This window comes from Pelagicoccus mobilis (genome assembly GCF_016595505.1).
Classification (GTDB): domain Bacteria; phylum Verrucomicrobiota; class Verrucomicrobiia; order Opitutales; family Opitutaceae; genus Pelagicoccus; species Pelagicoccus mobilis.
Genome location: NZ_JAENIL010000015.1, coordinates 28,121 through 50,725 on the forward strand (window position 1 = coordinate 28,121; position 22,605 = coordinate 50,725).

Genomic DNA, 22,605 nt, shown 5'->3' on the forward strand with positions numbered 1-22,605 from the left:
ATTATCCCAGATTTGAAGCGACAGCTATCCCACTAGCCCAAGCAGCAAACGGCTACTTGACGCGCTTCAGGTGCAGTATGACCTCTCCATCCATCCAGTACTCGATGTAGTTGGCAGAGGTGTTAACGAAATCCGTCCAGCCGTAGGGCGTCTTTCCTTGGTTGGCTGGCGATACGAGTTCGTATCCACCGTGATGCCATTCGCGATAACTCGCAAAATACTCGTTGGCCAGCTTCACGCGAATCTCCTTCTCCTTATGCTCAGGAAACAGCTGGATGTAGACGTTGTTCTCGTCTGCGACAAACTTCACGTCGCGTACGATCGCTTTGTCCTGTGTCAAAACTTCAAAAGGGCCGTATACTTTGCCCGTTGTGCCCGCGTCCGGATCACCACTAGCCGAGACCATGGCTGTGATAACGGAGAAGGCGAAAAGCGTAGCTGCTGCAAGGAGTCGGTTCATATTGCGAGCAGTCAAAGCCAACTGTGAGCAGAAGTCAAAAGCCTAGGGTTCTGAATCTTTGATAAGGGTTGGCCGGATCTCGCTGAGTTCTAGCGCCTATCGTAAGCGCAGCGATCTCTTGCATTAATACCTTTCATTTAAGGAAATTTTTAGGTGACAGAGCATTTGGATTCATTTTGTTGCCTGCTCAGCGATTTTACCGAATCGATTCAGTAAACAAATCGTACATGGATACGTCACCCACGACAAATGATCAGCAAACTTGGAAGATACAGCATACGCTTCGTAAGCGAATTCGGAGAATTGGCAGGATTCTCTGGACGCGCGGCCGTATCCTTGCCTGGTCAACGCCATGTCTTTGAGAAGCTGACCCGCGCCCTCTTCGAGATCGGAGTACGCTGCGTACCGATCACTCTTATCGTCGGCCTCTTCACCGGCCTCGTGCTCGGACTCCAGCTCTACTACGTACTGACCAAGTTCAGTTCCGAGAGTCTACTCGGCCAAGCGGTCGCTCTCTCTATCATTCTTGAAATCGGTCCCGTCTTTACCGCGATCATGATCGTCGGCCAAGCCGGCAGCGCCCTCTCCGCCGAAATCGGCATCCAGCGAAACGCGGAGCAGATCGACGCTCTGCATACCATGCAGATCAACCCGATCGGATTCCTCGTATCGCCACGACTTTGGGCAGCCGTCATCGCCTTCCCGATTCTCACCACCTTCTTCGACCTTATCGGAATCTACGGCGGCTACCTCACAGGCGTCCAACTCCTAGGCGTGGATCCCGGGGCGTATTGGAATCGCATATACGATGCGGTCAGCCTGCAAAACATCTTCAACGGCCTCGTGAAGGCATTCGTCTTCGGCATCGTGACTACCCTGATCTGCTCCTTCCAAGGTTACTACACGCACATCAAGGCTGATATCCCAGGAGCTCGAGGCGTTTCGCAAACCACCACACGAGCCGTAGTCTACTCCAGCATTGCGATTCTGGTATTCGACTACCTGATCACCTCTTTCCAAATGGGCCAATGAGCAACGATTCACATCTCCAGCTCAAGGGCCTAAGCAAAGCATTCGGCAGCCAAACAGTCCTCGATCGCATCGATCTCGACATTCCACTTGGCGAACACACGACCGTCATCGGAAAAAGCGGCACCGGCAAATCCGTGTTGCTCAAGTGCATTTCAGGACTGCTCGCCTCCGATTCGGGCACGATTTCAGCGTCTGGAAAGCAGGGCATCCCAAGCTGCAGCTATATGTTTCAGCAAAACGCCCTCTTCGACTCCATGACCGTCGAGGAAAACGTAGCCTTGCCGCTGCGCGAAACCGGCAAAGCCGGAAAAGAGGAGATTGAACAAAGGGTAGGGGATATGCTCGCCCAGCTAGAACTCTCGCCAGCTAGCAAGAAGTACCCAGCAGAAATCTCAGGAGGCATGAAGAAGCGTGCCGCCCTAGCCCGGGCTCTCATCACCAGTCCGGAAATCATTCTCTTCGACGAACCGACCACCGGCTTGGACCCGCAGCGCAAGTACGCGGTTTTCGACATGATCCGCGACTATCGGAAACGATTCGGCTTCACCGTAGTCATGGTCAGCCACGACGTCCCTGAAGTCTTCGAGATATCCGACCACATCGCCTGGCTCGACGAAGGCAAAATCAAGTTCTGGGGTACCCCAAAACAGCTGGCCGAAAACACGCCTGATGCGCTGAAGCCATTCCTCAATCCTAAACTCGCTTCCGCCTAGCCCACTCTATTTGCAAACAATGAACAGTAGAAAAGTAGACTTCTCAGTTGGACTCTTCGTCCTCATCGGACTTCTCGCCATTGTCTACATGGCGGTTCAAATCGGCGGAAGCCGTTTTCTGGGGGGAGACACGCAGAAGGTAACCGCGATCTTTTCCAACATCGGGGGACTGGCTTCGGGCAGCAACATCACCATCGCCGGTGTGAAAATAGGGACCGTCGGCCCCATCGAACTCAATCCAGAGACCCTCAAGGCCGAGGTTCAGCTCTTGATCAACAACGACATAGAGCTCTGGAATGACGCTACCGCAGCCATCAAAACCAATGGTCTGATAGGCGACAAATACGTCAGCCTCTACCCCGGCACAGAAATCGAAGGAATCAGCGAACCTCTCCAGGGAAAGCTGGTCGATACAGAATCTGCCATCGATATTGAAGGTTTAATCAGTCGTTTCGCTTTCGGATCCGTTACAGATGAGTAGATTATCCTAAATACTTTCAAACTACACTTATCAAACACTACAAACTACAATCCTCACTCTGATGAGACTCACAAAACCCTCAACGATCGTCGCGATATTCCTCGCCATCCTCACGGCTGGATATTCGGCAATCGCCAAACTCAGCCCACAGGAGCAGCTACAAGCCTCCATCTCGGAAGTCATCGAGATCCTACATTCCGGATCAGACATTCCAACCGACGAGAAACGCGCCCTCGTGCTCGAGCAGCTACAAACGCGCTTCTCCTTCGACATCATCATTCGCCGCACGCTCGGCCGAAACTGGAACCGCTTGGACGAAAGCCAGCAGGACCGTATCACAATTCTCATTACTGACCTGCTCATAAAAACCTACACAGCCGAATTGGCCAGTGGAGAAAAACCCCAAGTCAACTTCCTCAAGACGGAGGACCTCGACAGCAACAAGATCGAGATCCATACGAGCGTCACCTACAAGAACGCTTTGGTTTCGGTTAACTACCGTCTCGCCAACATCAAATCCCGCGGCTGGCAAGTCTATGACGTGCTAGTCGAAGGCACCAGTATCGTATCCAACTACCGAGGCCAGATCGACGAGCATTTCCAAACAAAGTCAGCAGAGGAGCTCCTCGACGTCATCGCCTCAAAAATAGAAAACTACGACAGCGAATAGCCCAATGAGGGTCCAACTCTCGACAGTTTCGCTCGCCTGCTTCCTTGCGGTCGGGACAAATCTTGCCGCCCAGGATGATGGACTGGATTTCGACGCCTTGTTCGAGGACGACTTCGAAGCGGAGGAAGAGCTTCCGTCAATCAACGATCCCTTTGAAAAGCTCAATAGGATCGTTTTCAATTTCAACGATAGCTTCTACGAACACATCGGTCGCCCATTCGCCAAGGGCTACTCGAAGGTGATGCCAGATCCAGTGGAGAAGGGGCTGACCAACGTTTTCGACAACGCCAAGTTCCCTTCTCGTTTCGCAGGCAACGTGCTACAAGGTCGCTTAGGAGACGCGGGCAAAGAAACCGGGCAATTCCTGGTCAACACCACCATCGGACTTGGCGGATTCTTCCGAGTAGCCGACGAATTCGAGTCCCTAAACACGACCGACGAAGACGTCGGCCAAGCTTTGGGCACTTGGGGCGTCGGACACGGATTCTACATTGTGCTGCCGTTGATAGGCCCATCCAGCTTCCGCGACTTCGCGGCCGATTTCGCCGACGACGCAGTCGATCCGATTCCTACGCCCAACTCCGAAATCTCAGACTCCTCTACGCGAGGAATGATACGGGCCATCGACATGACCAATCGTACGCCGTTCCTGATGGATTTGTACGACTCCATGAAACGGTCGGCCATCGATCCCTATGTCTCGGTTCGTGACGCCTACACCCAAAGGCGGGCACGACAAGTCGCTGACTAAGGGATCAACGGGCTTCGCTCGCCCGCATCGTGACCTTCCCGACGCCTTGACCTTCACAAATGTCGAGGAGGCGGGCGGCCGCTTGCACGCGAGCCTGAGGGTGGATTTTCAGAGTAACGCCTTCGATCTCTCCCCGTGCTCGTGCCGATCGGATTTCGGATTCAACAAGATCAAACCCGATCTCCCGACCACCGTAGAAAACAGCACCTCCTTTGGTGAGCGTTAAAACAAAAGGCTCAGCATCCAACTCGATGACTGGAGACGCCTCCGGCGTAAACAACTCCAGTCCGCTCTCCTCCACAAACACCGTCGTCACGATGAAGAATATCAGCAAAATGAATACCATATCGATGAGCGGCGATATGTTGATTTCAGACTGAACCCCTCCCCTTCCCACATTGATAGATTTTATATCCTACATTTGTAGGAATTAATCCGAAAAGTCAACCGCCTCTCGACATTCGAGAAGGCGGTTACAAAAATCCGTGGGCTATTTCCCGTTCTTGGGCGCTGGCGGAAGCAGTTTTAAGAGATTCTGCTCCTGCAAATACCACTCGCGGAGCGAACGTGAAAGCAGGTTATCCTTAAAATCCTTGAACAGACTTATGTTCAGAGACTCCTCAATCGCTTTTTTCAGCTCCGCGTGTATCGACTGTTTCGCTTCCTTCGACCAAGCGCTGAATGAGCCAGTCTTGTCGTTAAGCGCCTTCGCCGCCGCCATGCGCGTCTCATATCCGTATCCAAAATCTGGAACTTCGACATAAGCCTTGCCGACCTTGCCTTGAATTCGACTCTCCTTGTCGCGCTTCAAGATCACGGCCTTGGCAAGAGCGACTACCCGCTTTTCCAACTTAGCGACACTGTCCTCGTCCGAAAGATTCCCGGTCGCCGCCAGCCCAAGATCGCGAGGAGCCTTCTCGTATAATTTCAGCGTTTGCAGAAGGACTTCCTCTTCTAGCTTATCGAAGAGCTTACCGCTCCGTTCCAAAATAACCTCCTTTTCCTCCTCAGTCCAAGTGTAGGTCTCGCCATCAAGCCCAACGAAGGTGGAGTAAGCCTCACTGTCCAAAAGCTCCTTCAAGGTCTTCTTGAGCTCTTTCCCATCTACCTTCGGAGCGATCTCGACCGTTTCCAACTCCTTCTTGGACTTTACGCCGATACTCACTGGAAGATGAGCGAATAGCAGCTGGTCAATTCCTCCCAGCTCCTTGAGCTGCTCCTCCAAAGACTCCCAATGAGCCTCCCAACGTTCTTCCTGATTCAGGTCTCCCACAAACGCATAGTCCTGTTCCACCCGTACCGAACGCGTCTCCTTGTTGAACCACTTCAACATGTCCTTCACAGGTTCGGATATACGTTTTGCATATTCCGACACGTCCAACTTAACCGCTTCGAGCGACTTACGATCCTTCGGGTTCATCGGAGCTCGTCCGGCGATGAAACGTTCAAGAACCGAATTAGGCAATCCACGGATCGCTGACGACAAATCGTCATAGCTCGCCTCCAAGGGACCTGATCCATAATCGTGCCGGGTGACATCCGCGTAGATCAACGTCTCTTCCTCAGAGCCAAACAACTGCTTCTCCTCTACGACAGACTTGTCGTCAAAGTAGCCCCAACGGATCGCCGCCGCATCATGCTCTAGCGCGTCCTGGCCGTTTTTGATGTACCACCCCGTAAACACAGACGCGTTGAAAACCGAGTACTCCATGACCGAAGTCGAAACCGTCTTGTCCAAGTAGTCGCTCAAATCCTCTCCACCTACGTAATCAGCCATAAACTGATCCAACTCCTTTGGCGTAACGTCCGCAGAAAGACTCGCCGCAAAATTATGCCGAAGCCCCAACACGTGCCCCACCTCGTGAGCAGTGACATCACGCACGTAGTCCTGGGAAATCCGCTCCACGATCTCCTCGCTCAAGTCAGGATCGGCCAGGAGCTCCTCTAGCCCATCCGAAAGCTCGAGGGCAAAATCGATGGGATCAAATTGGCAGGCCACCGAATGGCCAAACGCCGAAGAGTGCACATGCTCGCTCTCTTCATCCTCCTTTTCCTTCTCCTCTGACTTCTCGTCGATCATCGCCCGAAGCGTACGCAAGAGACGCCGAGCACGAACCTCTCCTCCAAACTCGAAGACGCTCGTCATGTAAGCCTGCCCATGCTGCGTCTCTCCCGTCAACGGATCGATCAAAGCATCCGCATAGGCGACCCCCGCTGTGTCCCAGGGAACCCATTGTACAACATTCATCGTGGGATGAGGAGCAGTGACACCCTCAGGCGCCATCTTGGCCTCCACCACTTTCTCTCCCAAAGCCTTGTTCCAATAAAGGATCCCCTCCTCAACCGCTTCTCGCATGTTTTCCGGAGTGTTCGCGCTATAGTAAAAAACCACCGGCTCCGAAACGTCGAAACGGCTGAGGTACTTGCTTACCCGCCCGCTTTCCAGTTCCAGACGGCTAGACCCCGCAAAAAAACGGGCGTACCGCGTCTCCTCCGCGTGCATTTCGCGCGGCTCGAAATCGCTTTCCACATAGGGAGAGAGAAAATAACGAATCTCGTAACGAGTCTCCAGATCCGGATCCATGGTGCGGCTGCGAGCTTGAACCGCCTGCCTAATCGTCAAGATCCCGTCTTCCAACTCAGTCTCGAACACGCGAGCCTGTGGCAGCTCCGCCGAACGCTCGAAGCTACGAGCATCGAATCCCTCTTGCCGATTGTACCAGCTGCTGTAACTCAAACGCCGCATGCCCGCATTAAAGTCGATCACGATATCGCCTCCTTCGTCATCGATGATCGGAAAAGTCGTCAGCAACCGACGAGCCGGCAAATCCTCGGTCACAACCTTGCCCTTTGTTGTCTCGTAAAGATCGACTCCATCTTCATAGAGCTCGAACATCACCACACGTCCTTCCATTCCTCGACTCGTAGCCGCTCCCGCTTGAGGAATCAGCGAGGTAGAAAGCAAGTACTCCTTGCCCAACCCAGACTTCGGAATCGCGACACGCGTCTTTTCCGAAATCTTCAAAGCAGGAGCAGCTTTCTCCTTCGCTGATTGAGCCGTGCAGGCCAGAAAAAACACTGCCACGGCAGAAAGAAGGAAAGCCCTGAAAATCTTCATGGGCACATCCTTACAAGCCAAAGCGATTTATCACGCTCAAAATCAACATTTTCGCAGGAGCGAAACACAAATCCCCCTTTAGCCAAGCAGCGTATCCAAATCCTCATACGGCAACGAAAACGCAGAGGCCACCGGCTCGTACACGATTTTTCCGAGCGCCACATTCACCCCGCGAGCGATCGCAGGACGTTCACGGCAAGCCCTACGCCAGCCCAAGGAAGCGATCTTCAAAAGGTACGGCAGAGTCGCATTCGTCAACGCGAGCGTGGAAGTCATCGGCATCGCCCCGGGCATGTTCGTAACGCAATAATGGATGATCCCGTCGACTTCATAGATCGGATTGTCATGGCTTGTCGGCCGCGAACTCTCCGTCGAGCCGCCTTGGTCAATCGCCACATCCACAATCACCGCCCCAGGCTTCATCAGCTTCAGATGCTCCCGCTTCACCAGCTTGGGCGACTTAGCCCCCGGGATCAGGACGCTCGAAACCACCACGTCCGCCTCCCGCAACGCCGCCCGAAGATTCACCGGGTTGGACATGAGCGTCACCACATTCGGCGGCAAAACATCCGACAAATACCGCAGCTTCGGCAAATCAATGTCCAAAATCGACACTCGAGCCCCAAGGCCCGCCGCCATCTTCGCCGCATTCGCCCCGACCACGCCCGCTCCCAAAACCACCACGATCGCGGGCGGCACTCCAGGCACTCCCCCCAGCAAAACGCCACGCCCACCGTGCTCTCGCTCCAGATACTTGGCCGCTTGCTGGATCGCCATCCGTCCTGCCACTTCGCTCATCGGCGTCAGCAGTGGCAAAAGACCGTCCTCCTCCTGGATCGTCTCATAAGCGATCGCCACGCAGCCCGAGTCGACCACCGCATCCGTCAGCTCCCTCGACGCGGCGAAGTGAAAATAAGTGAAGACGATAAGCCCCTTTCTCAAAAAATCGTATTCGCTCCGCACCGGCTCCTTCACTTTCACGATCAAGTCTACCTCGGCCCAAACCGCTTCGGCCGCGTCCCGGATACGTCCGCCTGCCTCCACGTAGTCGACGTCCTCGAAGCCGCTCGCCTGCCCCGCGTTCGCTTCCACGCACACCTCGTGTCCCGCCGAAACCAAGGCCTCTACCCCTGAGGGAGTGAGGGCAACACGATTCTCTTCAGTCTTCCTCTCCTTAACCACGCCAACCTTCATCAGCCAACACCCTAACAGAAGCGCTCACATCCGCAAGTTACCGAAAACCAATTGCACGAAGCGCTTAGAGCGCATCAACAGAATGCTCCATAGGTAGCTGTTCCACAGTCACTAGGAGATTTGAGCAGAATTCGCAGAAAAGAGGCAGGATACACACCAAAATCGATGAAATGACTCATTTTCGCTACGGTAGTCCACCCATGAGCCGTTCAAAATAACCAGCACCGATTAAACAACGTGCCCCAAATCCCATCACCTAGTAATCAATCATAAAGACCATCATTACCATGAAGAGTTTTAAGTCCGCGTTTCACGCATTCCTGCTTGCAGCCCTCGCATTCGTCGCCCTCCCCGCGATCCATGCAAACGACTGGGACGAGCAGCCATCCGTAAAGAAGAGCGTTGCTCCAGCGAATCCGAACAAGATTACCGGAATGGTGATGGCCACTATCAACATCGACGAAAAGGGATTCGTCGTTGACGCCTCTATCGCGAAGTCCACAGACGCCAATCTCGATCCTCAAGTACTAGACGCCGTCAAGAAATGGCGTTTCAATCCAGCCAAGAAGGGCGGATCCGCAATCGCTTGTAAGATCAACGTACCTTTTAAGTTCAAGGGTTAGGTTCAGAGAGCAACGATTCAGTTTACACCAACAACGCCTCCGCGAAAGGGAGGCGTTTTTTTGTGCCCAGTCAAAATGCCCTATTCTATTGGTCATCAAAACCTTACATTAGTTCAACTAATCCAAAACCCCAGATCCATTTCTAAATCTCATTTCAACGGAAATTTACCTCCGGTTCTACCCTTACGGGCCGATGAGTGATTCGCCACCACTCCCTCTACCGGTGGCCAGCATCAACAAAAAAGGAAAAACGAAAACGATGAAACCACTGAAATCCGCGATCTGCGCACTGCTAATCGGGTCGGCCGCCCTCCTCCACATGCCATCTTCTGAGGCATCGGACTGGGACGTGCAGCCATCCGTTAAAATGAGCGTAGCTCCAGAAAACTCAGCGAAGCTCGCAGGCATGGTGATGGCTACCATCAACATCGACGAGAAGGGATTCGTCGTCGGCGCCAAGATCGCGAAATCCACCGACGCCGAGCTCGACGCTTCCGTATTGGCGGCCGTCAAGCAATGGCGTTTCAATCCAGCTCAAAAAGGCGGCAACGCGATCGCGTGCCAAATCAACGTCCCCTTCAAGTTCAAGAGCTAACGCCTTTGAATAAAGAGGATTCCAAACAACGCCTTCCTTCAGCGGGAGGCGTTTTTTTGTATCCCGACTTCGAGAGCCTAGACTTGCACCGCCCGCCCCGAGCGACGCAGCCAGAAATAGGTCCCGCCCACGACCAGAATCGAGATGAACACCAAGGTCGAACCGATCACCGCCGTCATCCCGGCCCCAATTCCCGAAATAAGGTAGAAGCCGAGGAAGGGAGCCAATACACCCCGAATTCCCGTCGTAAAGGTGTGAACGCTCATGTAGGCCGGAGCCTTTTCCGGTGACGCAAACTTCGTCACCCAGAGGTTCCAAGAAAGGTTTGCCCCCGCCATTGCGGTACCCAAAACCGCCGCCGCCGAGAAGATCACCCACAGATTTTTAGTCGTTAAGAACAAGATGATCGAAAGCATGATCAGCCCGTTGAGCACCATCCGCAGGACCATGAACTCGATATGGTCAAACAGATACCCCCACAGCCGCGAAGTCGCAAAACGGAAGAGAGCCGGCACCCCTAGTGTCGCCATCATCACCGTCAGCTTGCTCGCCTCGATTCCATACTCGGGCTGCAAGAGGTACTCCACCCTCAAAGGCAAAACCATCAAGTTTCCGAAGCCGAGAAACATCCAACTCACCAGCATCATGCCAAACTTCTTGTCCTCTACCGCATAGGCCAGATTTCGCAGCGGATTTTCCGCGACCCCCTTTTTCAGAGGCCCCGACGGCATTTGATCCAAAGCGAATCCGCTCGCGAAGTAAGCCACAGAAAGTCCGACCAACACCCAGCGATAGTCCTCGATATTTCGATCGAGTACCCACCCGCCCAATACGCTACAAACAAACGCGGCGACAACCGTCATCATCATCGCCACCGAGAGATAGGAGCCTCGTTTGTTGGAAGGATAGTTCCCTGTCCAAATCTGCACCAGTAGCGGCATCGTCTGCGACGCGATTGCAAAGGCCAAACACACAGGAACCAGAAAGCCCATCAACGTATCCGCGAAACTAGCCAAAAGCATCAGCCCGCCTGAGCAATAGCCGATCGACGCCGCCAACCGACTGGCCCGAACTTCAGTGCGAGAGAACAGACTCAGGCTAATCGGGTTGAACAACAGCCCCACCGCGGCCGCAGCCGCCACGATACTTTTCACCGTGTCAGGGGCCTCGAAGTAGCCGATCGCGATCACCAAGGCGAAACCACCCCAGCCCGTTTCGAGTACGCCAAACATGGCGCCCCGCAGGCAGTCCCAGCGGAAGGTTTTTCGGATTACTTCAGGATCGATCGACATCGCGGCCACCCTAGCGGAACGAACGAGACAAAGAAGCCAATTCTAGAAAATTTGCTCTAAGCAAGCGATGCAGATTGGTCGTTGTAAAATTCCTCCAACTCGAACAACTTATTAAAGCGATTAGCTGGACGGCTCTCGGCCTGAAAAATCGCCCCCAACCTGCTCCAAGTCTACGCCATGAAGACCTCCACTTCGAAAGCGCTCGCCGTTTCGCTAGCCCTCATCTGCGCCGCCCTGCTTACCTTCTTCCTGAGAGACGCCGGACCTCAGGCTTCGAAATCGGCCTCGCAAGAAAAGCCCCCCGCAGAGCACGTTTCAGAGCTGTCCCAGCAAATCGCCGATACTCTGCAAAACGTAGAAACGACTTCCTCCACCGCAGCCAACACCTCCCTCGTCGAGCTCGCCCAAGAACGCCGCCTCGCCATGAAGGAGCTCATGGAGACTCAGCCCCAGACCGCTCTGCAACTCGCCTTCAGCTTGCGGGAATACGAACAACTCCCTTCCGAAGTCCAAGCCATCGTCGAGCGCCCCTTTAGCGAGCTCGCCCATCTCGACGTTATCGCTGTCTGCTACGAGCACCACGACCACCACCACTCCCATTTCAAGTACTCCCTCAAGACAGAGGACGGGCAACGCCACCAAGTCCCTCCCATGCCTCAAAACCGCCTCAGCATGAGCAAGGAGAACGTGCCGGTCCAAGGTATCGAGCTCGACGGCATCGCCATCGTTCGCCAACAGATTTTCCAGAGGCTGGAAGGCGAAGAGCTCGATTGGGCACTGCAATCACTCCCGCTTGCCAACTCGGCCCCGCAGACAGACTTCTTCACCAACGAAAGCCTTGCCGAATCCAGTATCCACGCCATTTCAGGCGGCTATCTGTTCCGCTTCGCCAACGAGGAAAACCTCTCCCTCTTCGAGCAAAAACTCGCAAACCTCGACAGCCGACCAGGGCTCGATATCGGCAGCCCCGCCCTCTTGGCTAGCCTAAGAAAAGAAGCTGCTCCCTTTTCCGAAGGCACTTTCTTTTCAGACCAGGAAGCCTCAGTAGGACCGCCTCCCGATGAACTACGCCCTTACCTAATCATCCGAGTCGACTTTTCCGACAAGAACGGAACGCCCTTCGAAAAACAGCCCCTCGAAGATCTGATAGACAACCAAGTCGCCCCCACATTCGCGCGATATTCCTACAACAAGACCTCCGTCGACGTCACCGTCACCGACTCCGTCTACCGCCTCGGAGCCACCACGGACTACGGCACTCCAGAAAGCCAAAACACCGACAAGCTCTACGACGATGCCGTCACTGCCTACATCGCAGACGGAAACGCAGATCCCGCCACCGTCTACGACCACGTATCCATCAGCTTCCCCGATCTCGAATTTGGATGGGCGGGCCTCGCCACCGTGGGCGGTAGACGCCAATGGCTTCAAGACACCCCTCCCCCAAGCACCATCGTCCACGAGCTCGGCCACAACTACGGCCTTAACCACGCAAGCTACTGGAACCACACCGCCAGCAATCCCAACTCAACAAACCCCGTCGACCCTAGCGGCGCAAACATCGAATACGGCGATCCCTTCGATGTCATGGGAGACGGCGAAATCGAGGCCGGGCACTTTCACATGGCGGCCAAACAACGCCTCGGCTGGATCGATAACTCACAATGGAGCGACCTAACCTCCAGCAACGATAGCAACACCTACCGCATCTACGCCTTCGACAACGTATCCGCCACAGGCCTACAAGCGCTTCGCGTCAACAAATCGGGAGGAAACGAGCACTACTGGGTCGGTTTCCGCGAGGGCTACCCAGGTCTGGCAAATTTCGACCGGGGCGCCTACCTGATCTGGCAACGCCCCGGCAGTTCGAACAACCGTAGCTGGCTCGTGGACACGACCCCACTTTCAGCCGACGGAAAAAACGATTCCGGCATAGCGATCGGTCGCACCTATTCGGATACTGACGCAGGTGTGCACATCACCCCGCTCGCCAAAGGGCAGAACGCTACTGGCAGCTATCTAGATATCGCGGTAAACATCGGAGACTTCTCCGGAAACCAAGCCCCCTCAGGCACCTTAACCGCTTCTACCGAAGGCGTTGCAAGAAACGGCATCCCCTTCTCTTTCGACGGTTCTGATCCCGATAGCGATCCACTCTCTTACCACTGGGATTTTGGCGACGGCACCGTCGAGGTAAACTCCGCCAGTATCGAGCATGAGTTTCCAGTCGGAGGCAGCTACACGCTAACCCTTACCGTTTCCGACCAGAAGGGCGGCACTTCCGTCCATCAGGCCAACGTCGAGATTTCCGACCCAATTACCGAACTCGCCACCCGAACCTCCGACACCCTATTCAATCTCACCGCCCTCGCGGCAAACGAATCCGTAGTCGTAGTCGGCGGAGACAGAGGGACCTACCTGCGATCTACAGATGGCGAAACGTGGACAAGCCATGGCCTCAATCCCAACTTCTTCCCCAATCACAGAACCAATCAGATTATCTGGACCGGAGGGTCCTTCATCGCGGTTGGATCCGACTCTCTAGGCCCAGGCAATCCAAGACTCGGCATCGCCTTCAGCTCTGACGACGGTATGACCTGGACCGAAGAACTTCGTACCACCGAATCGGTCGGCGACTTCGGATTCCTCAGCATCGCCGAAGATCCAAATACCAATACCTCCGTCATCGTCCAATCCAACGCCAAACTCCTGAGACGCGATTCGGAAGGCAACTTCACAGTCATCGACCTAGGCCTCACAGACGGAGCTTGGGGAAGCGCAGCTAGCGTGGTCTGGACCGGCACACACTTCGTGGTGGGCGGCTATGACTTTTTCGAATCGAATCCCGACAACAATGGAGACACCTCCAAGGCTCTCATCATCTTTAGAAGTACTGACGGAACGAACTGGACACGCGTAGACGCAGCGGAATCTGGCTTGCTCGGATGGTACGGATTAAGGGACCTAGACTTCCTAAATGGAAAACTCATGGGCTCCGGCTTCTTCTCAGGAATCGTATATTCGGCTGACTCCGGCGAAACGTGGACTAACAACAGCCCTACCTCGACTCGGCTCGCAAGCATGTTCGCCTACGGCAACGGCATCTATTCCGCACACGGCACTACAGACAATACGACGAATCAGGACTTCCTCTCCACTGACGCTAGAAATTGGCAGCCCGCAGGAGACCCCGGCTCCTCCTTCAATGACCGTATCTTCTTTGCCAATACGTTCATATCCGTCGGTAACAACGGCCTGATCCAGCAATCGCAAGAATTCTTCGCCCCCGTAGTATCTGCCTTCGAAGCCTGGATAGTAGGCTTCACGACAAATCAATCCGATCAAGGAGCTCTCGGAAACCCCGACTTCGACTGGGCGCCCAACTTCATCGAATACGCCCTCGGCAGCGATCCGACAGATAGCGATTCCGTACCGACACCCCCAAGCCTAGAGTTTCAAGAAGATGGCAAGATCGTGGTGTCAATCTCTCGACTTGCCAAGACCGACGTAGAGCTAAGCCTCGAGTCCTCGGTCAATCTAGAGGTCTGGGATCCACTGCCGACAGAAACCACCGACGACACCGAAACCTTGCTGGAACTGACAACGACACAGAGCTTCGACGCCAACGAAGCCATTTTCATCCGGGTCAAAGCAACCCAATAAGAATCAATCGTCAGCGAAAAACGAATACATAAACCAATGCCGCAAGTAAAGCGAGAGTTACAACCCCGCTCAACAACTTGCTGTCGTTTTTTGCGTTCGAGTCCTCTTCCTCCCAACTAGAACTTGGCAGGTCGATCCCGTCGTAGTGCGAGTCATCGTTCCACCCCGTGTCCTCGCAGCTTCCACAGCTATCGCAGGAAACGGCTCCAGCTTCCACATACTCGCCGCAATTCGGGCACTCGCCTGGCGGCTTGAAACTCATCCCGCCGAGGCAACGACAGAAATTTCCACTCCCGCAAACAAAACGCGATCGCCCGCGACCAGCTTTCGTCTGACACGTGACTCCGGCTCGTCATTGACGAGTACCGACCCAGATTGGATCGCTAGCTTCGCTTCCCCACCGCTCATTACCAGGTTCTCGAATTTAAGAAGCTTGTTTAGCTCCACAAATTCGCCCCTAAGCGGCACTTCGCGTTTTTCATTGATAGGCTCACCTGTCATCCGGCTCAAGCTAGCGGCCAACGCTTACCGAGCAATACTCAAGTCCGCTTCTTGCCCAACACGCTCACCAGCAGCACATAGAAGCAGAGGACCAGCTGGAAGAGCGGCAACTGCAAGGGGCTCGGCATCGAGTAAATGAACGCCGTACCTGGAATCCAAACCACCCAGATCGCGACCAAAACACCCAAAACCTCCATCTCGAAAAACTCGTAATCCAAGCTCGCCCGAAAACGCCGCCACGAAAACCCGCAGTCTTTCCAGCGGTAAAGCAGCGCCGTCACAGGCGCCGACCAAAGCGGGCAAAACACGACCTGATCGAACGCCACTTTTTTGACGACCGTCCAAAACTCCGTATCGCTGCCAAACATCACCGCCTGCATCCGGTAGAGAAAATCGATCTCGATCCCCTTCCAACTCCAAGCTCCGAGAAAGAACAGGCCGACTGGCCAAAAATCCCCCTTCGGGACCTTGCCGACTGCAGCCAAATACAAAAAAGGGAGCAACCCACCAAAGATACCGGTCGTGACCATCGAGTACAGATAGCCGTATTCGACTTTCACATACGCGACCCAGTCATACACCCATCTAGCGTCAGGAGCGAAATAATAGACACCTACCACGACACAGGCAATCGCCTGCAGAGCGAGCCCCGGCAAGATGTTCTGCTTGATGCCGGAGACGCACTGTTTCGCCAACCTGCTCATTACTCGGCAACCTTCGCCACGTAAACCGCGCCACAGGATTCCCCTTTGGTCACAGGATTCGCAAAAACCACTTTATGAGCCACCGCTTCCGCAAACACCTTACCCAAATGCTCGGTAAAATCGCCCTCCGGCTCACCATCCGCCCAAAGAGCAAAAACACCACCTGGACGCAGACGCGTCGCCATCTCCCTCAGACCTTCCTCGGTGTAGAAGCGAGTATTGGTCTGATGCAGCACGTTGGTCGGAGTGTGGTCGATATCCAACAAAATCGCATCGTGCTTCTTCTCCACATTTTGAGGATCAAAGCTCTTCGAAACATCCCGCGCCATCGCGAAAAAGTCCCCATGAACCAGCCGACACCGTTCGTCGAAGTTCAACGTTTCGCCCATCGGCACCAGACCTTTTTGATGCCACTCGATCACAGGCTTGAGGTAGTCAACAACGACCAACGAACTCACCCGCTTGTCCTCCAAAGCGGAAACAGCCGTATAGCCAAGACCAAGCCCGCCTACCACGACGTCCAGGGACTCACCCTCAACCGCCGCCAACCCAAGCTTCGACAACTCCCACTCCGCCTCGTGGTACAGGCTCGACATCAAGAAATAGTCACCGAGCTTCACCTCGAAAATATCCGTATCGCCTAATTGAGGCAGTCGGCGACGACGCAACATCAAGTCGCCCAACTCAGTCGGCTGATAATCCAGTTCTTCGTAGTCGAAACTCATCGCTTTCCAATGTCGCCAGCCCTCCCCAAGCACAACTCCATAATCGCTTAGCACGACTTAACCGTTCACGAATCGGCCGCTTCGCTGCAATTTCCCTTGCGCTTTCCCTCAAACCTGTCACCGCTCCCCAGCTTCATATCGCGAGCTGGGAGCAAATTGTTGGGACATATTAAGGCTGCCGGCTTAAAATCAGGCTATTTTGTTAGACGAACGGATCGTCGAGCTGACTAGCCACCAAGCCACATAGCAGACCATGTCTGAACAAGAAAACGAACAGGAAGAATCTGTCCGCTTCGCGGATCTATCTCTAAGCCAGCCGGTACAAGACGCTCTCGTCGAAATCGGCTACGAAACGCCTTCCCCTATCCAGGCTCAAGCAATCCCGGTGGTCCTCTCCGGACGCGACCTCATAGGCCAAGCCCAGACTGGCACCGGCAAGACAGCCGCCTTCGCCCTCCCTCTGCTCTCCATGCTGCATCCCAAGGACGAAGGCCCCAAAGCGATCATTCTCGCCCCAACCCGCGAGCTCGCCCTCCAGGTTTCCGAGTCGATCTCAAACTACGGTCGAAACCAGAAACGCCTCGAAGTCACCGCCATCTACGGCGGCACCGACTTCGTCCGCCAGTTCAAGGCCCTTGATCGCAAGCCCGCCATCGTGGTCGGAACGCCAGGCCGCATCATGGACCACATTCGCCGCGGCAGCCTAGACCTCTCCCGCATCTCCCACGTCGTGCTCGACGAAGCGGATGAAATGCTGCGCATGGGCTTCATCGAGGATGTCGAATGGATCCTCGAGCACACACCCGCGGAACGCCAAACCGCCCTCTTCTCCGCCACCATGCCGCCGCGCATCGCGGCGATCGCCAAAAAGCAGCTAAAGGATCCTGTCACAGTCGCGATCAAGGCCAGTACCGCCACCGTATCCACCGTCCGCCAACGCTTCATCAAATGCAACGGCATGCACCACAAGCTCGAGGTATTGGCAAACTTGCTGGAAACCGAAGAACGAGACGCCGCCATTATCTTCACTCGCACCAAGTCCGCCGCCTCCATGGTCGCGGACGAACTCGCCGTACACGGACACTCCGTGGAAGCGATTCATGGAGACATCTCTCAAGGACGCCGCGAGAAATCAGTCGCCCTCCTTAAAGAAGGGAAAATCGATATCCTCGTCGCCACCGACGTAGCAGCTCGCGGACTCGACGTTGACCGCATCTCCCATGTATTCAATTTCGACATACCGGATGATGCGGAACCTTACATCCACCGAATTGGCCGCGCTGGCCGAGCCGGCCGAAGCGGCGAAGCGATCCTCCTCCTAACACGGCGCGACTTCCGCAAGCTCCGCGACATCGAGCACACCACTCGGCAGCAAATGCAGCCCATGCCGCCGCCATCTCGAGCCCTCATCGCCGAGATTCGCCAGGCCAAGCTCGAAAAGAAAATCGCGAAAATCATCGAGGAAGGAAAAATCAACCGTGAACGCACCGCTATCACCGAAGCGGTCACCAATCTCGAAACAGACGCCGAAACGCTCGCTGCGGTTCTCCTAAAAATGCTGCAAACAGGAAAGCCTCTTCCATCTAGTTCGCCTAGCTCAGATCGCGAACCACGCCGCGAACGTGAGCCTCGCGAATCCAGAGGCCCCAGAAATGATCGCGACTTCGATCGTGACAGAGCTCCCCGCCAAGATCGCTTCTCGGATCGGGATCGACGGGATCGAGATTTCGACAGCCCACGCCCACGCTCTGAGCGGCGCGATCAAGAATCACCACCCGCCAACGCCGACATGGATCGCTACCGGGTAGAGGTCGGGCACGATCACCAAGTGAAGCCAGGCAACATCGTGGGAGCCATCGCCAACGAAGCCGGTCTCGACGCAAAATACATCGGGCGAATCGACATCTTCGACGATCACAGCATCGTCGACCTCCCCAAAGGCATGCCTAAGGAAGTCCTAAAGCAGCTCAAGAAAGCATGGGTATCCGGCCAGCAACTACAGATGACAAAAGTCATCGAGAAGAAACGGAAATTCTTCAAAAAATAGTGGATCAAGCGTCCGAACCCGAGCCCCAAAAGTGCGAACACTGCGGGGCTCCCCTCGAAACAGAGGCGGGCTCTCTCGCAATTTGCGACACCTGCTTCATCGCCTCCTGCGATAGTTGTTGCTCGGACTCCTAAGGCCGCTAAGCTTCAGCTTCCATGAAAGCTGATCTCAAGCTCGTCGCTATTCTCACGCTATCGCTTCTCCCTTGTTTTCTCTACGCTGAAGTCGAGCAGGCACTCCCTGTTCGTTTCGCAGAACTCATCAAAGAAGAAAACACCGTTCTCGTCGATGTACGCAGCCCCGAAGAAGCAAAGGCGGCCCATATAAAGGGATCTAAGCTCGTCAACTACTACGCCAACACCTTCCGCGAAGAGATTCAAAAGCTACCCAAAACGAAAAAGATCCTACTCTATTGTCGCTCTGGAAATCGCAGCGGAAAGACGGCTAGTTACCTCGAGAGCCTAGGCTTTGAGCAACTTGTGAATCAGTCTGGCGGGATTAACGCCTGGAAGCGAGAAGGACTCCCCGTCGTGGAAATGTAACAATTTCCCGCCGGCAATAGCTTTGACTTGCCATGGAGGGGTATTGACACCAGAGATCCCGAGTAAACCTTTTTGCAACAGCACCTTATAAAGGTTTACCCGCAACATAAATCCTAGTGACTTACCCCTATCCTTGTAATCAAAGTCTGCCTACGTTCTAACAGGCAGGTTCGCCTACCACATGGAATATCGCCTTTCCTTTTGCACCATCATCCAAATCAAAGACGATCTATTTGAGGTTTTCGTCGACGAAGGGGTAAACGTAGATGGCGAGTGCGCTCGCGAGGAACTCGAATTCTGGACCAAACTTCGAAGCGAGCCATACGACTTGATCCTCAACTGTACGAAATCGTTCTCCTACGATTTTCGAGGCGCGTCCGAAATCGGGAAGTGCCCCTTCCAGAGACGCCTGGCCGTACTCGTTTACAACAACGTCCAGTACTCATCCAACTCAATGGCCATCGAGATCAACATGATCAAAATGCCAGAGAAGATCGTCCAAACATTCAGCGACCGCGACGCTGCCCTCGCCTGGCTTGCGGAACCCTTTGAACTCTAGAGCAGCTTGCTGAAAAACCGGCTCCATCGCGGCTGTAATCGATCGAGAATATTGAAAGAGACGATCACATGAGTCGCCTCGCCAATGATCTGCTCCCGATCGGCTAAGCCAAAGGCTCGCGAATCGTGGCTCACGTCTCGGTTGTCCCCCATTACGAAGTATTTTCCGTCAGGCACCTCGATCGGCTCAAAACTTCGCCTTGCCCCCAAAACCGATGGAATCGCCATAACCGCATGCCCCCGTCGCCCGATCGTCTCTTCCGCAAAAACCGCTCGCTTCTCCAAATTCTTCTCCAACCCCGAGGAAAATCCAACCGGCAACGCACCGTACTTCAACCGCTCGCCATTCACAAACAGCTGGTTATCTCTCATTTCAATTCGATCGCCGGGCACACCAATAACCCGCTTCACTAAACGAATCCCGTCTTCAGGCGAGAAGAGGACTACGATATCGCCCGGCTCAGGATCGGCCCAGCGTCCGACCCGCTTCATTGTCAAAGGCACACGCAGGCCGAAGGCCATCTTGTTAACGAAGACCATATCCCCCTCGAGAATGGTCGGATTCATCGAACTGGTCGGCACCCAATTCCAGTCCGCAAAACTCGATTTGAGCGGTACGAGCCCAAACACGATCACAAACAAAGTCGTTCTCCACTCCAGCCATTGTCGACGCAGAAACGACAGACACTTCTCTTTTACAGTCTTAGTACTCATAGGGCAGTCACCAGAAATTCTTCCCACGACAAGCGCAGGAGTTTCCTAGCACTACCCGATCAATAGAAAAGGGTTACAGGAGATTGCTACTTCACGTACTCCAGCAACCAGTCCGCCACGCCTCCGGAACTCGGCTTATCGAGTAATTCTCGAAGCTCAGCCGCCCAGTTACGCGTCTGCTTAATGCGATCCACATTCTCGATACAGTCCATGATCTCTGCGGCGAGCTTCTTTCGCGTTGCCGCTCCCTGGATGTACTCCGGATAAAGCGGCTTATCCAAAAGCAAGTTAGCGATTCCGATATACTTCACCTTCACCAGCACGCGAGCCATCACATAGGTCAACGGGTGTGTCCGGTATGCCACTACACCAGGAATATTAGCCAAGGCGCAATTCAGCGACATCGTCCCGGAACTAGTCAACACCGCCCGAGCTCCGATCGAATCCGTATTCGGTCGCAAAGTAATTCGCTCCGCCACATCAGGGAATTTCTCCAGAATGCTCTCCAGCAGAACCTTCAACTCCTCCGAGGCATAAATACAGACCGCCTCCAACTTCGACTTGCTCTTCAGGCACTCGCTGAAAGCTGCAAACAAATCCGGAGCGATTCGACCAATCGCCGCCTTACGACTCCCCGGCAGCAAAAGAATAGGCCCACTCGGGTCGTAGCTCACCGGAAGGTCGTAATCGCTAGAAAGAAACGGATGCCCCACAAACCGCGTCTCAAGCTGCGTCCCCTCAAAAACGTCTACCTCGAACGGAAAGATAACCGCTAGCGAGTCGAGAATCTTGGCCATGGAGAACTTCCGCTTTTCCTTCCAAGCCCAAACCTGAGGACTTATGTAGTAAAGTAAACGCGTCGCTCCTCCCGAACGATGCGAAACGCCCTCGTCAGCCAGACGTTGAGCGATCCGCAGGTTCATCCCAGGGTAATCCACAAACACGACCGCCTTCGGCCGATGCTCCTTAATCCAGCCAACGATTTCGTCGAACAAGGCTTTCAACTCCTTGTAATTCTTCAGGACCTCGACGAATCCAACAACTGAATACTGCGTCAAGTCGAAGAGCAATTGAGCTCCCGCCGCCTTCAAATGACGCCCCCCGACCGCGCACACCTTTAAGCTCTCGTTTTGCGCAAGGGCAGACTTGACCATGCGAGCCGCATGCTCGTCGCCAGAATGCTCGCCAGCAATCACCAACACGTCCACTCCCCCCGTCTCAGGAGGAGCGAACGAAAAACCTAACTCTCGAGAATCGGACATCTAGACTTACATCGACGCACGCTCGCGGATCTGCTGCGTAATCGTGATTGCCAATTCCAAAGCCGTCTTACCAAGCTCTCCGCCCACCTTCGGTTGCTTACGCTCGTTCACGCTTTCAACGAAACTCGCCAACTCGAGCTTAAGCGGCTCACCCTTTTCAATAGGCACTTCCGACTTCTTCATCTGCCCACCATCAATCTTCACGACATGGCCCGCCTGATTCATGAAATCGAGCGACAAGTACCCACTCGGCTGGAAAACTCTAATTTCACGCAGTTTCTTGCTGCTCACTCGACTCGTATTCAAATTTGCGACACAACCATTCTCAAATTCGATTCGAGCATTTGCGATATCCTCAGTTGGCGACAACGCGCTCACCCCAACACTCTGCACGAGTTTCACCGGCGACTTCACAAGCTGCAGAACGATCCCAATGTCATGAATCATCAAGTCGAGCGTCACGCCAACTTCCGTTCCTCTTGGCTGAAACGGAGCTAATCGGTCCGCCGTTATGAACTTTGGAGCTACAACCGCTTCTTCCAAAAAGCTCATCACCGGATTGAAGTGCTCAATATGACCTACTTGCACGAGCAGGTCAGCTTGCTTCGCTTTTTCAAGGATGTCCGCCGCCTCCTCGAGGCTTTGACAAATCGGCTTTTCGATCAACAGATGACACCCAGCTTCGAGTAACGGCAAAGCAACCTGATGGTGCTTGTCGGTCGGAACGACAATGCTCACAGCATCACAAGCAGCCCCGAGCTCCTCGATCGTAGAAAAGACCGGACAGCCAAACTTCTCGGAAATCTCTGCGGCACGCTCTGTATTCGTCTCGAAAATACCCGCGAGCTCCACGTTTTCGAGCTCACTGTAGATACGAGCATGGTGTTGGCCAAGGTAGCCGACTCCGGCTACGCCACATTTTAGTTTGTTTTCGCTCATCGTGATTATTGGGTGAAAAGT

Annotated in this window: 23 protein-coding genes; 11 read left to right on the top strand and 12 right to left on the bottom strand. The window is 54.3% G+C overall.

Translation table 11 applies throughout. The features are described 5' to 3' along the window. Window positions 1–52: 52 nt before the first annotated feature. Window positions 53–460, bottom strand: coding sequence for a hypothetical protein (locus JIN87_RS09550; protein WP_200355330.1), 408 nt, complete (start codon window positions 458–460; stop codon window positions 53–55). Window positions 461–709: 249 nt separating this feature from the next. On the opposite strand from JIN87_RS09550, the gene JIN87_RS09555 reads away from it, so the two are divergent. The 5 genes from JIN87_RS09555 to JIN87_RS09575 all read left to right on the top strand — a co-directional run bounded on the left by JIN87_RS09555 (window position 710) and on the right by JIN87_RS09575 (window position 4,107). Then, window positions 710–1,492 (top strand): MlaE family ABC transporter permease, encoded by a 783-nt coding sequence (locus JIN87_RS09555; RefSeq protein WP_200355331.1) that lies wholly within the window; start codon window positions 710–712, stop codon window positions 1,490–1,492. Further along, window positions 1,489–2,205 carry an ABC transporter ATP-binding protein gene (locus JIN87_RS09560; RefSeq protein ID WP_200355332.1) on the top strand — a complete coding sequence of 239 codons (717 nt, stop codon included), beginning with the start codon at window positions 1,489–1,491 and terminating at the stop codon, window positions 2,203–2,205. Before JIN87_RS09555 ends, JIN87_RS09560 begins: the two co-directional genes overlap by 4 nt. Before the next feature lie 19 nt (window positions 2,206–2,224). Then, window positions 2,225–2,686: an outer membrane lipid asymmetry maintenance protein MlaD gene (mlaD, locus tag JIN87_RS09565; RefSeq protein ID WP_200355333.1), complete on the top strand. Its 462-nt coding sequence runs from the start codon at window positions 2,225–2,227 to the stop codon at window positions 2,684–2,686. Between the two features lie 61 nt (window positions 2,687–2,747). Further along, window positions 2,748–3,356: an MlaC/ttg2D family ABC transporter substrate-binding protein gene (locus JIN87_RS09570; protein WP_200355334.1), complete on the top strand. Its 609-nt coding sequence runs from the start codon at window positions 2,748–2,750 to the stop codon at window positions 3,354–3,356. 4 nt (window positions 3,357–3,360) lie between these two features. Then, entirely contained in the window at window positions 3,361–4,107 is a 747-nt protein-coding gene (locus JIN87_RS09575; protein ID WP_200355335.1) for an MlaA family lipoprotein, read from the top strand. Window positions 4,108–4,111: 4 nt separating this feature from the next. Here the strand turns inward: JIN87_RS09575 and JIN87_RS09580 are convergent, their stop codons facing one another. The 3 genes from JIN87_RS09580 to ald form a co-directional block, all read right to left on the bottom strand. After that, a complete protein-coding gene (locus JIN87_RS09580; RefSeq protein ID WP_200355336.1) occupies window positions 4,112–4,453 on the bottom strand; it encodes an ExbD/TolR family protein in 342 nt (113 codons plus the stop codon). A 144-nt stretch (window positions 4,454–4,597) separates the two neighbouring features. Further along, window positions 4,598–7,225, bottom strand: coding sequence for a zinc-dependent metalloprotease (locus JIN87_RS09585; RefSeq protein ID WP_200355337.1), 2,628 nt, complete (start codon window positions 7,223–7,225; stop codon window positions 4,598–4,600). A gap of 78 nt (window positions 7,226–7,303) precedes the next feature. Continuing rightward, a complete protein-coding gene (gene ald / locus JIN87_RS09590; RefSeq protein WP_200355338.1) occupies window positions 7,304–8,419 on the bottom strand; it encodes an alanine dehydrogenase in 1,116 nt (371 codons plus the stop codon). A 287-nt stretch (window positions 8,420–8,706) separates the two neighbouring features. Here ald and JIN87_RS09595 point away from each other — a divergent pair, with 287 nt between their 5' ends. Together JIN87_RS09595 and JIN87_RS09600 are read left to right on the top strand one after the other, a co-directional pair. Continuing rightward, window positions 8,707–9,042: an energy transducer TonB family protein gene (locus JIN87_RS09595; protein WP_200355339.1), complete on the top strand. Its 336-nt coding sequence runs from the start codon at window positions 8,707–8,709 to the stop codon at window positions 9,040–9,042. 259 nt (window positions 9,043–9,301) lie between these two features. Continuing rightward, on the top strand, window positions 9,302–9,637 hold the full coding sequence (locus tag JIN87_RS09600) for an energy transducer TonB (RefSeq protein ID WP_200355340.1): 336 nt from the start codon (window positions 9,302–9,304) through the stop codon (window positions 9,635–9,637). A gap of 77 nt (window positions 9,638–9,714) precedes the next feature. Here the strand turns inward: JIN87_RS09600 and JIN87_RS09605 are convergent, their stop codons facing one another. Then, window positions 9,715–10,929 carry an MFS transporter gene (locus tag JIN87_RS09605; RefSeq protein ID WP_200355341.1) on the bottom strand — a complete coding sequence of 405 codons (1,215 nt, stop codon included), beginning with the start codon at window positions 10,927–10,929 and terminating at the stop codon, window positions 9,715–9,717. 177 nt (window positions 10,930–11,106) lie between these two features. On the opposite strand from JIN87_RS09605, the gene JIN87_RS09610 reads away from it, so the two are divergent. Further along, a complete protein-coding gene (locus JIN87_RS09610; RefSeq protein WP_200355342.1) occupies window positions 11,107–14,592 on the top strand; it encodes a PKD domain-containing protein in 3,486 nt (1,161 codons plus the stop codon). Between the two features lie 10 nt (window positions 14,593–14,602). On the opposite strand, the gene JIN87_RS09615 is transcribed toward JIN87_RS09610, so the two are convergent. From JIN87_RS09615 to JIN87_RS09630, 4 genes are read right to left on the bottom strand one after another with little or no spacing between them, the layout of a single operon-like run. Continuing rightward, a complete protein-coding gene (locus JIN87_RS09615) occupies window positions 14,603–14,854 on the bottom strand; it encodes a hypothetical protein (RefSeq protein WP_200355343.1) in 252 nt (83 codons plus the stop codon). Beyond that, a complete protein-coding gene (locus tag JIN87_RS09620; protein WP_200355344.1) occupies window positions 14,851–15,093 on the bottom strand; it encodes an RNA-binding S4 domain-containing protein in 243 nt (80 codons plus the stop codon). The genes JIN87_RS09615 and JIN87_RS09620 overlap by 4 nt, the downstream gene beginning before the upstream one ends. 38 nt (window positions 15,094–15,131) lie before the next feature. Then, complete coding sequence (locus JIN87_RS09625; RefSeq protein ID WP_200355345.1) at window positions 15,132–15,797, bottom strand: hypothetical protein; 666 nt, start codon at window positions 15,795–15,797, stop codon at window positions 15,132–15,134. Beyond that, on the bottom strand, window positions 15,797–16,522 hold the full coding sequence (locus JIN87_RS09630) for a spermidine synthase family protein (RefSeq protein ID WP_200355346.1): 726 nt from the start codon (window positions 16,520–16,522) through the stop codon (window positions 15,797–15,799). Before JIN87_RS09630 ends, JIN87_RS09625 begins: the two co-directional genes overlap by 1 nt. Window positions 16,523–16,775: 253 nt before the next feature. Between JIN87_RS09630 and JIN87_RS09635 the strand changes: the two genes are divergently transcribed. The 3 genes from JIN87_RS09635 (at window position 16,776) to JIN87_RS09645 (ending at window position 19,670) form a co-directional block, all read left to right on the top strand. Beyond that, the gene (locus JIN87_RS09635) at window positions 16,776–18,569 is read left to right on the top strand and encodes a DEAD/DEAH box helicase (protein WP_200355347.1); all 1,794 of its coding nucleotides are present in this window, start codon (window positions 16,776–16,778) and stop codon (window positions 18,567–18,569) included. A 155-nt stretch (window positions 18,570–18,724) separates the two neighbouring features. Then, entirely contained in the window at window positions 18,725–19,111 is a 387-nt protein-coding gene (locus JIN87_RS09640; protein WP_200355348.1) for a rhodanese-like domain-containing protein, read from the top strand. A gap of 181 nt (window positions 19,112–19,292) precedes the next feature. Further along, a complete protein-coding gene (locus JIN87_RS09645) occupies window positions 19,293–19,670 on the top strand; it encodes a hypothetical protein (protein WP_200355349.1) in 378 nt (125 codons plus the stop codon). Here the strand turns inward: JIN87_RS09645 and lepB are convergent. From lepB to JIN87_RS09660, 3 genes are all read right to left on the bottom strand, one after another. Next, entirely contained in the window at window positions 19,667–20,383 is a 717-nt protein-coding gene (gene lepB / locus JIN87_RS09650) for a signal peptidase I (protein WP_200355350.1), read from the bottom strand. The two genes, JIN87_RS09645 and lepB, sit on opposite strands and share 4 nt — an antisense overlap. Window positions 20,384–20,469: 86 nt before the next feature. Next, window positions 20,470–21,645, bottom strand: coding sequence for a lipid-A-disaccharide synthase (lpxB, locus tag JIN87_RS09655; RefSeq protein WP_200355351.1), 1,176 nt, complete (start codon window positions 21,643–21,645; stop codon window positions 20,470–20,472). Between the two features lie 6 nt (window positions 21,646–21,651). Beyond that, window positions 21,652–22,584, bottom strand: a complete 933-nt coding sequence (locus JIN87_RS09660) for a Gfo/Idh/MocA family protein (RefSeq protein ID WP_234033325.1) — start codon at window positions 22,582–22,584, stop codon at window positions 21,652–21,654. Between the last annotated feature and the right edge of the window lie 21 nt (window positions 22,585–22,605).

Bases quoted from the DNA above. Each gene is read 5' to 3' on its own strand.
- JIN87_RS09550 (WP_200355330.1), bottom strand. From the start codon at position 460: ATGAACCGACTCCTTGCAGCAGCTACGCTTTTCGCCTTCTCCGTTATC.
- JIN87_RS09555 (WP_200355331.1), top strand. From the start codon at position 710: ATGATCAGCAAACTTGGAAGATACAGCATACGCTTCGTAAGCGAATTC.
- JIN87_RS09560 (WP_200355332.1), top strand. From the start codon at position 1,489: ATGAGCAACGATTCACATCTCCAGCTCAAGGGCCTAAGCAAAGCATTC.
- mlaD (WP_200355333.1), top strand. From the start codon at position 2,225: ATGAACAGTAGAAAAGTAGACTTCTCAGTTGGACTCTTCGTCCTCATC.
- JIN87_RS09570 (WP_200355334.1), top strand. From the start codon at position 2,748: ATGAGACTCACAAAACCCTCAACGATCGTCGCGATATTCCTCGCCATC.
- JIN87_RS09575 (WP_200355335.1), top strand. From the start codon at position 3,361: ATGAGGGTCCAACTCTCGACAGTTTCGCTCGCCTGCTTCCTTGCGGTC.
- JIN87_RS09580 (WP_200355336.1), bottom strand. From the start codon at position 4,453: ATGGTATTCATTTTGCTGATATTCTTCATCGTGACGACGGTGTTTGTG.
- JIN87_RS09585 (WP_200355337.1), bottom strand. From the start codon at position 7,225: ATGAAGATTTTCAGGGCTTTCCTTCTTTCTGCCGTGGCAGTGTTTTTT.
- ald (WP_200355338.1), bottom strand. From the start codon at position 8,419: ATGAAGGTTGGCGTGGTTAAGGAGAGGAAGACTGAAGAGAATCGTGTT.
- JIN87_RS09595 (WP_200355339.1), top strand. From the start codon at position 8,707: ATGAAGAGTTTTAAGTCCGCGTTTCACGCATTCCTGCTTGCAGCCCTC.
- JIN87_RS09600 (WP_200355340.1), top strand. From the start codon at position 9,302: ATGAAACCACTGAAATCCGCGATCTGCGCACTGCTAATCGGGTCGGCC.
- JIN87_RS09605 (WP_200355341.1), bottom strand. From the start codon at position 10,929: ATGTCGATCGATCCTGAAGTAATCCGAAAAACCTTCCGCTGGGACTGC.
- JIN87_RS09610 (WP_200355342.1), top strand. From the start codon at position 11,107: ATGAAGACCTCCACTTCGAAAGCGCTCGCCGTTTCGCTAGCCCTCATC.
- JIN87_RS09615 (WP_200355343.1), bottom strand. From the start codon at position 14,854: ATGAGTTTCAAGCCGCCAGGCGAGTGCCCGAATTGCGGCGAGTATGTG.
- JIN87_RS09620 (WP_200355344.1), bottom strand. From the start codon at position 15,093: ATGACAGGTGAGCCTATCAATGAAAAACGCGAAGTGCCGCTTAGGGGC.
- JIN87_RS09625 (WP_200355345.1), bottom strand. From the start codon at position 15,797: ATGAGCAGGTTGGCGAAACAGTGCGTCTCCGGCATCAAGCAGAACATC.
- JIN87_RS09630 (WP_200355346.1), bottom strand. From the start codon at position 16,522: ATGAGTTTCGACTACGAAGAACTGGATTATCAGCCGACTGAGTTGGGC.
- JIN87_RS09635 (WP_200355347.1), top strand. From the start codon at position 16,776: ATGTCTGAACAAGAAAACGAACAGGAAGAATCTGTCCGCTTCGCGGAT.
- JIN87_RS09640 (WP_200355348.1), top strand. From the start codon at position 18,725: ATGAAAGCTGATCTCAAGCTCGTCGCTATTCTCACGCTATCGCTTCTC.
- JIN87_RS09645 (WP_200355349.1), top strand. From the start codon at position 19,293: ATGGAATATCGCCTTTCCTTTTGCACCATCATCCAAATCAAAGACGAT.
- lepB (WP_200355350.1), bottom strand. From the start codon at position 20,383: ATGAGTACTAAGACTGTAAAAGAGAAGTGTCTGTCGTTTCTGCGTCGA.
- lpxB (WP_200355351.1), bottom strand. From the start codon at position 21,645: ATGTCCGATTCTCGAGAGTTAGGTTTTTCGTTCGCTCCTCCTGAGACG.
- JIN87_RS09660 (WP_234033325.1), bottom strand. From the start codon at position 22,584: ATGAGCGAAAACAAACTAAAATGTGGCGTAGCCGGAGTCGGCTACCTT.